The following is a 12,233-nucleotide window of genomic DNA, read 5'->3' on the forward strand; positions in this document are numbered from 1 at the left end:
ATCTCGCCATAGATCTTGTCGATCGCCTCGGCGTAGTAGCGGATGGTGCCGGCCGCCGACACCGGCTCGGCCTTGTAGGCCATGCCGATCTCGGTGCCGTTGTCGCGCACGCCGAGCACGGCGAGTTCGTCGGCGTGCCTCTCGACCAGTTCGGCGAGCTTCGTCAGCACCTTCTTGCGAAAGGCGGGAACCGCGCGCGACCAGGAACCTTTCTCGAAGGCCTTGCGGGCAGCGAGCACCGCGCGATCGACATCGGCGGCATTGCCGTCGGCGATGCTGGCGAAGGGACGGCCGTCGATCGGCGAGATCACCGACAAGGTGGCGCCGGTCGCGGCTGCCGTCTGGACGCCATCGATGAACAGGTTGCGCGCGCCGACCTCGGTCTTGCGCAGCGTGTCGATGGTGCTCTGGCTGATCATTGGGCAGCGCCTCCGAAGGCAACATTGAGGGTGGTAGGCGCGCGGAACTCCCAGCCGCGGAACACCGGTTGCTTCCCGGGCACCAGTTTCAGGTCGGGGAAGCGCTCGAGCAACAACCGTACCGCCAGGCACATCTGCTCGCGCGCGAAAAAGCGGCCGGAACAGAAATGATGGCCGAAGCCGAAGGCGGCGTGGTTGCCTTCGTCGCGATGGATGTCGAAACGATCGGGATCGGTGAAGCGGCTTTCGTCGCGGCTGGCCGAGGAGACCAGCGCCGCAACCGGCGTGCCGGCGGGGATCACGGCTCCGCCGATCTCCACCGCGCGTGTCGTCTGGCGCGTCTGGGTGCCGATCGGCGCCACCCAGCGCAGGCCCTCGTCGACGGCCTTCGGCACGAAGGTGTCAAGATCGTCGAGCACTTGCCGCAGCTGTTCTGGATGGGCGAGCAGGCCGGCAAGGATCGAGCCGGCGCCATGGCCGGGCTCCTGCATGCCGCCGAGCAGGATGACCTTGATGCTCGGCATCAGGAAATCGATTGGACGGGTTTTCCCATCCGGCATGCCGTCATGCAGCATGTGCGAAAGCGCCGAGTCGTCGGGCTCGCGGGCGAGCCGCTCAAGCGTCGGCAGGATGGCGGCGCCGACCTCGGCGCTGATCGCATCGGCGACCTCTTGCCGCTTCGGGTCGTTCTCGAAATTGATGGCGCCCTGGGCGAGGCCATAGAACCAGCGCCGCAGGGTCGGCATGTCGATGTCGTCGAGGCCGAGCGAGCGCGCCAGGCTGAGTGTCGACACCGGCTCGAAATAGTCTGCCATCAGTTCCGCCGTGCCCTGTTCGGCGATCTGGTCGAGAAAGGGCCCGGCGATCGAGCGCACGAGGTCGCCGGCATAGGAGGCGACGGTGCGCGGCCGATATTTTGGATCGACGCCCTGGCGAAGGTCTTTGTGCGTCTCGCCGTCGGTGGTCAGGATGGTCGGCTTGCCGAAGGAGCGTTCGACCGGCGACGTGCCGACCACCGCCGAGAAGATGTCGGGCGACTTGGCGACGGTCTCGACATCCTTCCAGCGGGTGACGAACCGGAGGTTGACCGCCGGCACATAGGCGACCGGGGCGCTGCGCCTGAGCTCGGCATAGATCGGGTAAGGATCGGCTTCCAGCGCCTCGACGGTGATCTCGTCGGCAAAGCTCAATGCCGTCACTCCCTCTGCGATGGAAGGGGCGGCGTCAGCCGCCGCCCCTGACTTCTTTCAGTCCTTCAAAGGCACTCCGAGATTTTCGAAGGCGACTGGATCGCGGCCCTTCAATGCACTCGCCAGCAACAGGCCGACCACGGCGGCGATCAGCACCAGGGACGGCAGGAACACGCCGAGGAAGCCGCCAGCGCCCGACAGGCTGCCGAAATTGATGACGATCAGGTAGATGATGATGACGAAGGCGATGAAGGTCAGCCCCGGCAGCACGGTGGTCTTCAGCGCGTTTTCCTGGGCGGACGGATTGGCGCGGAAGTACATCACCACGGCCAGCGAGGCCACGGCCATCATCACGATGACGCCGAGCGTCGCGACATTGGTCAGCCACGAAAACAGCGCCAGCACCGGGTCGAGCCCGAGCACGGCGAAGAGCCCGACGACAACAGCGGCAAGCACGGTCTGGATGACCGAGGCGACATGCGGGCTCTGGTGCGCCGAATGGGTCACGCCGATGGTCTGTGGCAGCAGCTTCTCACGGCCCGCAACATAGATGTAGCGGGCGACCGCGTTGTGGAAGGCCAGCACGCCAGCGAACAGGCTCGACACGAACAAGATGCTCATGGCGTGGGTGAGCGGCGTGCCGGCATAGCGATCGGACAGGCCGAACAGGAAGGTGGTCGGATCCTGCAGGCCCTGCAAGGCTGGCAGCAGCTTGTCGACACCGGCGCCGACCGCCATCAGCCAGGCGGTGACCATGTAGAACAGGCCGATCAGGATGACGGAGAAATAGGTGGCGCGCGGAATGGTGACCTTGGGGTCGCGCGCCTCCTCGGCATAGATGGTGGTCGCCTCGAAGCCGATGAAGGCGGCGAAGCAGAACAGGATGGCGATCGCCGGCGCGCCGCTCGTGATCTGGCTCCAGCTGAACGGTGCCGCCGACAGGCCGCTGTCGCCGCCGGTCCTGAGGATCGTCAGGTCGAGGATCAGCACCACGACATATTCGGCAAGCACGAGCACGGTCAGGATCTTGGCCGACAGGTCGACCTGGCGGTAACCGAGCACGGCGACTATGGCGATGGCGATGAAGCTCCACACCCACCAGGGCAAAGCGATGCCCCAACCGGCGAACAGGCCGGCGGTCGCGGCGCCAAGCAAGCCCATGACACCGATCTGCATGGCGTTGTAGGACAGGATGGCAATCAGCGCCGTCGCGCCGCCGGCGAGGCCGCCGAGCCCGCGCGCCGCGTAGGCATAGAAAGCTCCCGCATTGCCGACGTGACGCGACATGGCGACGTAGCCCACCGCGAACAACAGCAGCAGAACCGTCACGATGAGATAGGTGCCGGCAAAACCGGCGCCGTTGCCCATCAGCATGCCAAGCGGCGTGCCACCCGCCACAGCCGTGAGCGGCGCCGCGGCCGAGATCACCATGAAGGTGATGGCGCCAACGCCAAGGCTGTTCTTCCTCAGCCGGTTCAGTTCGCCGGCTTCAATTGTCGTCATCTTTCCCTCCAGATCCGCGCTTGCGGAAACCAAGTGTCCCTGAAATGCCGGGCCTTCTGCTGGGCCATCAACGTTTCACTATTTGCAACAGCATTTCGAATATAGACTTGCAAAGGAATCGACTTGCTGTCAAGTTAATTCGCACGTTAAGTATCTGATGGAGGATCAGACCGGGATGGGCACGGTGAGCAAAGCCATTTCGCTGCTGGAAATGCTCGGCCGCAGCGCGCCCGAGACGGCGCTTGCCGACCTTGCCAGGCGCGCCGGTTTCGACAAGGCGACGACGCGGCGGCTACTGGTCTCGCTCATCGAGCACGGGCTGGTGGAGCAGGACGAAGCCACGCGGCTCTACCGGCTGGGCGCCGGCATCGCGCGGCTGGCGCTGATGCGCGAGGCGCAGTTTCCGTTCCTGCGCATGGCGGTGCCGGTGGTCGAGCAGCTGGCGGCCGAGACCGGCGAGACCGTGCATTTGTCGGAATATTCAAAGCGCGGCCTGATTTCGGTCCATGTCATCGAGTCGGCCAAGGCCAACCGCGTCAGCGTGCAACTTGGCGAGGTGCTGCCGATGCATGCGACGGCGTCCGGAATTGCCTTCCTGGCGTTCACCGAGGAGCATGTCCGCGCCGGCGTCCTCGCGGGACCGCTGCCGGCCTTCACGCCCTACACGATCGGCGACGCCGAAACGCTCGCCGAACATATCGCCGCCGCCCGCGCGCGCGGCCATTCGACCGGCTCGCAAGGCTATGAGGAAGGCGTGCTCAGCGTCGCGGCACCGATCCTCGGCGCCGACGGTTTCGCCATCGGCACCGTCGCGGTCGCGGCACCAAGGGTGCGGATCCAGAAGGGCGACATCGAGCGTCACGGCGCCAGCGTCGCCGCGGCGGCGCGCGGCATCAGCGAGCGGCTTTTCGGCAGGCTGCCGGGCCGCAAGCGGGCATGACAACAACGACATTGCAGGGAGAACCGACTGTGGAGGAGACACGCCGTATCCTGGTTATCGGCACCGGCGACACCAAAGCCGACGAGCTTCTGTTCATGCGCGAGCGCATCGAGGCGGTCGGCGGCGTCGCCGTGATGATGGACGTCAGCGTGCTCGGCGACCCGCCCTACCGGCCGGCCTATGACAGGCACGCGGTGGCAAAGGCCGCCGACACGACGATCGAGGCGATCATCGCCAGCGGCGACGAGAATTCGGCGATGACGCTGATGGCGCTCGGCGCCTCGCGGCTGGCGCGCGCGCTCCACGACAAAAGCGAGATCGACGGCGTCATCGCGCTCGGCGGCTCGATGGGCACCGACCTTGCGCTCGACGTGGCGCTGGCGCTGCCGCTCGGCGTGCCGAAATTCGTCGTCTCGACGATCGCCTATTCGCATCTTCTGCCGCCCGAGCGGATCGCCACAGACCTGATGATGATCCTTTGGGCCGGCGGGCTCTATGGCCTCAACAGCGCCTGCAAGGCGGTGCTGTCGCAGGCCTGCGGCGCGGTGGTGGGTGCCGCGCAGGCCGTCGTCAAGCCGGACGCGGCAAAGCCGCGGATCGGCATGAGCTCGCTCGGCAAAAGCTGCCTGCACTATATGGTGAGGCTGAAGCCGGAGCTGGAAAAGCGCGGCTACGAGGTGATCGTCTTCCACACCACCGGCATGGGCGGACGGGCGCTGGAGGCGATCGCGGCGCAAAAGGGTTTTGTCGCGGTGATGGATTTCAGCCTGCAGGAACTCGCCAACCAGCTCACCGGCTCGGTGGTGAATTCCGGCACCGACCGGCTGGAGAATGCGGGCCGGCAGGGCATCCCGCAGATCGTCGCGCCCGGCGCCGTCGACATGGTGGATTTCCCGACCTGGCAAACGGTGCCCTCGCGTTTCATCGAGCGGCCCTACCATGCGCACAACCGGCTGCTCGCCTCGGTGACCTCGGACGCCTCGACCCGCAAGGAGATCGCGCGCGCCATCGGGGAGAAGCTCGCCGCGGCGACCGGCCCGACCGCCTTCATCCTGCCCGCCGGCGGCATCCAGCAATGGGACCAGGAAGGCGAGCCGCTGCATGACCCAGAGGCGCTGTCGGCCTTCGTCGAGGAGATGCGTGCCAGCGTGCCTGCCAATGCCGAGCTGCACGAGATCGCCGGACACATCAATGACGCCGCCTTCTGCGCCAAGGCGCTGGAGATCTTCGACCGCTGGGTCGCCGACGGCATAGTACCGCCGGGCCGCAGGCAAGCCGCATGAGCGGGTCGCTGCCAAAGGCGATGGTGCTCGATTTCGGCGGCGTAGTCACCCGCACGCTGTTCGAGACGCATGCGCTGACTGAGCGCGCGCTGGGTCTGGCGCCGGGCACGCTTGCCTGGCGCGGCCCGTTCGACCCGGCCTCCGATCCTTTGTGGCGGGCCATGCAGGCGGACGAGATCAGCGAGCGCGACTACTGGAGGACGCGCACGCGGGAGGTCGGCCAGCTGGTCGGCGAGGACTGGCGCGACATGTCGACCTTCGTGCAGCGGGCGCGCGGCGCCGACCCGCAGGCCGTAATCCGGCCCGAGGCAGAACGGGCGATCCGGACGGCGCACGCGGCCGGCATCAGGCTGGCCATCCTCTCCAACGAGCTCGACCTGTTCTACGGCACGCAGTTCCGCCAGCGGCTGCCGCTGCTCTCGCTGTTCGAGGCCATAGTCGACGCGACTTATACCAACGTCCTCAAGCCCGATCGCCTGGCCTATGCGATGGTCGGCGAGGCGCTGGAGCTGCCGCTTGGCGAATGCGTCTTCGTCGACGACCAGCAGCGCAACATCGACGGCGCCACCGCCGCCGGCATGCTGACCGTGCATTTCGACGTCGCCCAGCCGGCGCGAAGCTATGCCGAGGCGCTCGGCCATTTCGGCCTCGCCCTCCCCCAATTGGAAACCGGAGTTCCCACCGATGCGTGACATCAACTTCCTCACCGAGAACAACGCCAAGCCGATCTGGCATCCGATGGCGCATCCGGCCGAGATGCGGGCGACGCCGCCGAAGATCATCATGAAGGGCGACGGCGTCTCGGTGACCGATGCCGACGGCCGCACCGTACTCGATGCGGTCGGCGGCTTGTGGAACGTCAACCTCGGTTACAGCTGCGACCCGATCAAGAAGGCGATGGCCGCGCAGCTCGATGCGCTCCCCTATTATTCCGGCTTTCGCGGCACCTCGACAGGACCGTCGATCGAGCTTGCCTACGAGCTCACCGACTGGTTCGCCCCGGAGGGCATGGTGCGTGCCTTCTTCACCTCGGGCGGATCGGATTCGGTCGAGACGGCGCTGCGGCTCGCGCGCCAATATTGGAAGATCCGCGGCCAGGGCGACCGGACGAAGTTCCTGGCGCTGAAGAAGGGCTATCACGGCACGCATTTCGGCGGCGCCTCGGTCAACGGCAACGCCAATTTCCGCCGCAACTACGAGCCGCTCTTGCCCGGCGTCTTCCACACCCCGGCGCCATGGACCTACCGCAACCCGTTCGACGAGACCGACCCGGCGAAGCTGGCCAAGCTCTGCGCCCGGGCGATCGAGGACGAGATCGCCTTCCAGGGCGCCGACACCATCGCCGCCTTCATCTTGGAGCCGGTGCTCGGCGCCGGCGGCGTAATCGTTCCGCATGAAAGTTTCATGCCGCTGGTGCGGGCGATCTGCGACCGTCACGACATCCTTCTGATCGCAGACGAGGTGGTGACCGGCTTCGGCCGCACCGGTGCGTGGTCCGGCTCACGGCTCTCCGGCGTGAAGCCCGATTTCATGACCATCGCCAAGGCGATCACGTCCGGCTACTTCCCGCTCGGCGCGACTCTGATCGGCGCCAAGGTCGCCGACGCGTTCGAGGCCGACAAGACGAGCTTCGGTGCCATCGGCCACGGCTACACCTATTCCGGCCATCCGGTCGGCTGCGCGGCCGGGCTGGCGGCGCTCGCCGAGACAAAACGGCTTGCCGTCAACGAGAACGCGGCGGCGCGCGGCGTCGAGCTCGGCAAGGTTCTGGAAGCGCTGAAGGCGAAGCACGCTTTGGTCGGCGATGTCCGCTACCAGGGCCTGATGGCGGCGCTAGAGCTCGTCTCGGACCGCGCCGCCAAGAAGCCGGCCGACAAGAAGACATTGGCCGTGGTGGCCGATGCCGCCTACCAGGCCGGCGTCATGCTGCGCGTCTCCGGCAACACCGTCATCCTGTCGCCGCCGCTGGTCATCTCGGCGGCCGATGTGGCGAAGATCGGCGAGGCGCTGGATGCCGGGTTGTCTGCTGCGGCGTGAGTAAGTGAGTAGTGAGTAGTGAGTAGTGAGTAGTGAGTATGAGTAGAATTTCGGCTCGAACATTTGTTCAATCCTCGCTCCGTTTACTACCTACTACTCACTACTCACTCTTTGTCTCCGCCACGTCGCCGGCGGCAAGCCAACCCCCTGCCGAAAGAAGCGCGAGAAATAGGCGGGGTCGTTGAAGCCGGTCTCGTAGGCGATGTCCTCGACCGTGCGTATGGTGAAGAGCAGCAGGCGCTTGGCTTCGATCAAGCGCCGGTCGCCGATAGCCTGCCGCACGCCTGCGCCCAGCACCTGGCGCGCGGCCTTGTCGAGCAGGTGGCGGGTGGTGCCGAGTTCCTCGACATAGCGCTCGACCGGCCAGTCGTCGCGAAAATGGCGGTCGATCAGGCGCCGCAGCCGGCCGCCGAGCGCCACCGCCGCCGGCACCGTCACCGCTTGCGATTGCGCATCGAGGCGGGCGATGCCCGACAGCGCCACCGCGATCAGCGGCGGCAGGATTCTTTCCACGCCGGGCAGCCTGTCGGCATATTCCGCCTGGATCATCCTGACCGTATTACCCAACCTCTCCCACAGCGCGCCCTCGCCGCGCCCCGTGACGAAAACCGGCTGGTCGAGCGGCAGCGCGGACTGCTCGGCGATGGATGCGAGCGCCGCATCGGCGACCGAGACGACGATGGCATCGGTGCCTGGTTCGATGTCGAAGCCATGGACCACGCCGCTCGGCATGAAGCTCACGGTGGGAGCGGAAAAACTCCAGGTCTTGTCCTCGATCCGATAGGTGCCGCTGCCACCCGTCCAGAAGGTGATCTGCGCCATTTGCGGATGTTTGTGCGCCAGAACCTGGCCGCGATGCACGGAAGCGCGCGCCTGCACCGTCTCGACATGCAGGAAACCGACGTCGAGCGCCCGTGCCGGCTCGCCGTAGACGAAGAATTCGGGAATGGCGGTCTGGCTCATGGCGGCCCGAAAAAGTCCAAGTGATTTATCGCTTTCGTCCATAAACCATCGCGCGGCTTGCGGCTACTCTCCACCAATCAAAGGGAGGATCATGATGCGATCGGAAGATTTCCGGGCCGACACGAAACGGCCGTTCACAGGCGCCGAATATCTCGCGAGCCTGCGCGACGGGCGCGAGGTGTATATCAATGGCGAGCGGGTCGCCGATGTCACCAGCCATCCGGCGATGCGCAATTCGGCGCGTTCGCTGGCCCGCCTCTATGACGCCTTGCACGACCCCAACCGGCAGGCGGCGCTGACCGCGCCGACCGATACCGGCTCGGGCGGCTATACGCATAAATATTTCCGCGTCGCCCATTCCGCCGCCGAGCTTGCCCAGCAGCAGACCGCGATCGCCGACTGGTCGCGCATGTCCTATGGCTGGATGGGGCGCACGCCCGATTACAAGGCGGCGCTGATGAACACGCTCGGCGCCAATGCCGAATGGTACGGCCCGTTCAAGGACAATGCGCTCGCCTGGCACAAACGCGCCCAGGAAGCGGTCCTGTTTATGAACCACGCCATCGTCAATCCGCCGATCGACCGCCACAAGCCGGCCGAGGCCGTGAAGGACGTGTTCGTGCACATCACCAAGGAGAACGATGCCGGCATCTGGGTGTCGGGCGCCAAGGTGGTGGCGACGTCGTCGGCGCTGACCCACTACAATTTCCTGGCGCAAAGCTCGGCGACGGTCACCGAGGACCCATCGCTGTCAGTGATGTTCATCGTGCCGATGAACGCGCCGGGGATAAAGATGTTCTGCCGCGTCTCCTATGAGCAGACGGCGAACACGACCGGCCAGCCTTTCGACTATCCCTTGTCGTCGCGCTTCGACGAGAACGACGCGATCCTGGTGCTGGACAACGTCTTCATCCCTTGGGAGGACGTGCTGGTGCTGCGCGACGCGCAGAAGATCCTGTCCTTCCATCCGGCGTCGGGCTTCATGCACGGCTACTGCTTCCAGGGCTGCACGCGCTTCGCCGTCAAGCTCGACTTCCTCTGCGGCCTGCTCGCCAAGGCGCTGCGCGCTACAGGCGGCGATGCCTTCCGCGGCAACCAGGCAGCACTCGGCGAGGTGATCGCGCTGCGCCACATGTTCTGGAGCTTTTCCAACGCCATGGCACACAACCCGATCCCGTGGGCCAGCGGCGCGGTGCTGCCCAATCTCGAGGCGGCCCTCTCCTACCGCACCTTCATGTCGGAGGCCTATCCGCGCGTCATCGACACGGTGCGCCGGGTGATCGCCTCGGGGCTGATCTACCTGCCGTCCTCGGCCAGGGATTTCGACAATCCGGAGATCGACCGCTACCTCGCGCAATATGTGCGCGGCTCCAACGACATGGGCCATGTCGAGCGCATCAAGATCATGAAGCTGTTGTGGGACGCGACCGGCACCGAATTCGGTGGCCGCCACGCGCTCTACGAGCTCAACTATGCCGGTGCGCCGGAAGAGGTGCGGCTGCAGGTGCTGAAGGGCGCCGAGCGCGGCGGCCGGCTGAAGCAGATGGAGGAGCTGGTCGACCAATGCATGGCCGACTATGACGAGAAGGGCTGGACCGGCGACACCTGGCTGCCGCCGCTTTCAGCTGCGGCGAGCTGAGGAGGCCGGCCATGGAGGCGCAGGTCTCGAGGCTGGAATTCCGTGACGCCATGGCGCGGGTCTGTGCGCCGGTCAACATCGTCACCACGGACGGCCCGGCCGGGCGCGGCGGCTTCACCGCCACCGCCATGTGCAGCGTTTCGGACGATCCGCCGACGCTGCTGGTTTGCATGAACGAGCGCTCGGCGCAGACCGGCCTGTTCCTCGCCAACCAGCGCTTCTGCGTCAACGTGCTGACCCAGTCGCACATGCATTTGGCGGGAAAGTTCGCCGGCGCGATCCGCGACATGGCCGAGCGCTACAATGCGGCGCGCTGGCAGACTATGCCGTCCGGCATGCCGGCGCTGCTCGACGCCATCGTCAGCTTCGACTGCGAGATCGGCGCGGTGAACAAGGTCGGCACGCACAATGTGATGTTCGGCCGCGTCGTCGACATCCGCCACGGCAGCGACAAGGCGGCGCTGCTCTATGTCGGCCGCAACTACATGCAGCCGAGCGCGGTCGGCAGTTTCGGGGGGTGAGGAGCGGCGCCCCCTCACCCGGATTGCCAACCGGAATTGCGAAGGGCAATTCGGGGCAATCCGACCTCTCCCCAAGGGGAGAGGAGATCGCCAGCGCCAGCGCTTGTCTCTTCTCCCCAGCGGGGAGAAGGTGGCCGCGAAGCGGCCGGATGAGGGGGCGCTCGCGCGAAACTCAGCCCTGTTCCGTCGACTCCGACTGGATGAGGCTTTCCAGCATATCCAGCAGCCGCTCATGCTCGGCGGCGCCGTAGCGCTTCTCGATCGCGTCGTAGATGGCGATGCGCTCGGGCGTCAGGTCCTCGATCAGCGCCAGACCAGCCGGGCTGATGGCGAGCAGCGCGCGGCGGCCGTCATCCTTGACCTTGTTGCGGGTGATGAACTCACGTTCCTCCATCGCCTTGATGATGCGGGTCAGGCTTGGCGGCAGGATGGAGGCGCGGTTGGCGAGTTCGGTGGCCTCCAGCGGCCCAGTCTCGGCAAGAACCCGCAGCACGCGCCATTGCTGCTCGGTGATGTCGTGGCGGGCAAGCATCGGCCGGAAATGCGCCCTGATCACCTCGCGAGCGCGAAGCAGAGCCATCGGCAGGGAGCGACGAGTGCTCGGTGGTAGCAAAATCAGGTCTCCGAAAAATCCAATCCAGTACGAGTCGCGGTAAATATTAGCACCCCGATCGCAGCTATATCCGCGATTTTACCGGGAGCGGCAATCCCGCCGCCGGGACACAGAGAACGACGCTTGACATTCGATCGTCAAGATGTAATTCACATGTTAATTAAAAGGTGGAGGAAACCTTTGCCCCATATGGCGATCGAATATTCGGCGAATCTCGACGCGAAGGTCGACATGGGCGCGCTTTGCGAGCTGGTCTCGCGGACCATCCTCGAAACCGGCCTGTTCGAACAAGGTGCAGTCCGGGTGCGCGCCTTCCGCGCCGAGGTCTATGCGATTGCCGACCGCCTGCCCGAGAACGGGTTCATCGACATGAACTTCCGTATCGGCAAGGGCCGCAGCGCGGCGGAAAAGAAGAGCGCCGGCGAAGCGATCTTTGCCGCAGTGTCGGAGCATCTGGCGACGCTGTTCGCGACGCCGCATTTCGCGCTGTCGCTGGAGATCCGCGAGATCGACGCCGAACTCAGCTGGAAGAAAAACGCCATCCACCCGCGGCTGCGTGGCAAGTGACTGAGCGCTAGAGAACAGGAAAGACCCATGGCGGCACTGGACGACAATCTGCGCAAGGCCGAGGCTTATCTGGAACGCTTCAGGAAGCATGGCGTGCTCAACCAGATCGGCGGCGAGGCGGTGCCCTCCGCCGACGGCTCGACCTATGAGACGATCTCGCCGATCGACCTGAAGCCGATCGCCACGGTGGCGCGCGGCAAGCCCGCCGACATCGACCGAGCCGCCAGGGCGGCGAAGGCCGCCTTCAAGGAATGGGCGGCGATATCGGGCGATGCCCGCAAGAAGCTGCTGCACAAAATCGCCGACGCCATCGTCGCGCGCGCCGAGGAGATCGCCTTCGTCGAGTGCATGGACACCGGCCAGTCGCTGAAGTTCATGGCCAAGGCGGCATTGCGTGGCGCCGAGAACTTCCGCTTCTATGGCGACCGCGCGCCGGAAGCCCGCGACGGCCAGACGATCCGCGCGCCGAACCAGGTCAACATGACGACGCGGGCGCCGATCGGGCCCGTCGGCGTGATCACGCCGTGGAACACGCCGTTCATCGTCTCGACCTGGAAG

At 65.8% G+C, this 12,233-nt stretch carries 13 protein-coding genes; 8 read left to right on the forward strand and 5 right to left on the reverse strand.

All coding sequences use genetic code 11. From position 1 onward, the window contains the following. The 3 genes from EOA33_RS09930 to EOA33_RS09940 all read right to left on the reverse strand — a co-directional run. Positions 1–419, reverse strand: a 419-nt coding sequence (locus EOA33_RS09930) for an aldehyde dehydrogenase family protein (protein WP_127405546.1), incomplete at its 3' end; no start/stop codon positions are given. Next, complete coding sequence (locus tag EOA33_RS09935) at positions 416–1,609, reverse strand: cytochrome P450 (protein ID WP_127405547.1); 1,194 nt, start codon at positions 1,607–1,609, stop codon at positions 416–418. The genes EOA33_RS09935 and EOA33_RS09930, both read right to left, overlap by 4 nt. A 57-nt stretch (positions 1,610–1,666) precedes the next feature. Continuing rightward, a complete protein-coding gene (locus EOA33_RS09940; RefSeq protein ID WP_126056106.1) occupies positions 1,667–3,112 on the reverse strand; it encodes an APC family permease in 1,446 nt (481 codons plus the stop codon). A gap of 175 nt (positions 3,113–3,287) precedes the next feature. Between EOA33_RS09940 and EOA33_RS09945 the strand changes: the two genes are divergently transcribed. Genes EOA33_RS09945 through EOA33_RS09960 form a run of 4 tightly spaced genes read left to right on the forward strand, consistent with a single transcriptional unit; the run spans position 3,288 to position 7,372 of the window. Next, on the forward strand, positions 3,288–4,052 hold the full coding sequence (locus EOA33_RS09945; RefSeq protein ID WP_126059201.1) for an IclR family transcriptional regulator: 765 nt from the start codon (positions 3,288–3,290) through the stop codon (positions 4,050–4,052). After that, on the forward strand, positions 4,049–5,335 hold the full coding sequence (locus tag EOA33_RS09950; protein WP_126056107.1) for a Tm-1-like ATP-binding domain-containing protein: 1,287 nt from the start codon (positions 4,049–4,051) through the stop codon (positions 5,333–5,335). The genes EOA33_RS09945 and EOA33_RS09950 overlap by 4 nt, the downstream gene beginning before the upstream one ends. Before the next feature lie 8 nt (positions 5,336–5,343). Further along, positions 5,344–6,027 (forward strand): HAD-IA family hydrolase, encoded by a 684-nt coding sequence (locus EOA33_RS09955; protein ID WP_189347381.1) that lies wholly within the window; start codon positions 5,344–5,346, stop codon positions 6,025–6,027. Then, complete coding sequence (locus EOA33_RS09960) at positions 6,020–7,372, forward strand: aminotransferase class III-fold pyridoxal phosphate-dependent enzyme (protein ID WP_126056109.1); 1,353 nt, start codon at positions 6,020–6,022, stop codon at positions 7,370–7,372. The genes EOA33_RS09955 and EOA33_RS09960 overlap by 8 nt, the downstream gene beginning before the upstream one ends. 93 nt (positions 7,373–7,465) lie before the next feature. On the opposite strand, the gene EOA33_RS09965 is transcribed toward EOA33_RS09960, so the two are convergent. Then, positions 7,466–8,335, reverse strand: a complete 870-nt coding sequence (locus EOA33_RS09965; RefSeq protein ID WP_126056110.1) for a helix-turn-helix domain-containing protein — start codon at positions 8,333–8,335, stop codon at positions 7,466–7,468. Positions 8,336–8,429: 94 nt separating this feature from the next. On the opposite strand from EOA33_RS09965, the gene EOA33_RS09970 reads away from it, so the two are divergent. Further along, complete coding sequence (locus EOA33_RS09970) at positions 8,430–9,974, forward strand: 4-hydroxyphenylacetate 3-hydroxylase N-terminal domain-containing protein (protein ID WP_127405551.1); 1,545 nt, start codon at positions 8,430–8,432, stop codon at positions 9,972–9,974. 11 nt (positions 9,975–9,985) lie between these two features. After that, positions 9,986–10,495 (forward strand): flavin reductase, encoded by a 510-nt coding sequence (locus tag EOA33_RS09975; protein ID WP_127405548.1) that lies wholly within the window; start codon positions 9,986–9,988, stop codon positions 10,493–10,495. Between the two features lie 172 nt (positions 10,496–10,667). Here the strand turns inward: EOA33_RS09975 and hpaR are convergent, their stop codons facing one another. Further along, positions 10,668–11,075, reverse strand: a complete 408-nt coding sequence (hpaR, locus tag EOA33_RS09980) for a homoprotocatechuate degradation operon regulator HpaR (protein WP_245482288.1) — start codon at positions 11,073–11,075, stop codon at positions 10,668–10,670. Between the two features lie 213 nt (positions 11,076–11,288). On the opposite strand from hpaR, the gene EOA33_RS09985 reads away from it, so the two are divergent. Next, on the forward strand, positions 11,289–11,675 hold the full coding sequence (locus tag EOA33_RS09985) for a 5-carboxymethyl-2-hydroxymuconate Delta-isomerase (RefSeq protein WP_126056113.1): 387 nt from the start codon (positions 11,289–11,291) through the stop codon (positions 11,673–11,675). A 27-nt stretch (positions 11,676–11,702) separates the two neighbouring features. Then, the coding region (locus EOA33_RS09990) for an aldehyde dehydrogenase family protein (RefSeq protein WP_127405550.1) at positions 11,703–12,233 on the forward strand (531 nt) is incomplete at its 3' end.

Source organism: Mesorhizobium sp. M4A.F.Ca.ET.050.02.1.1 (genome assembly GCF_003997725.1).
Lineage (GTDB): Bacteria > Pseudomonadota > Alphaproteobacteria > Rhizobiales > Rhizobiaceae > Mesorhizobium.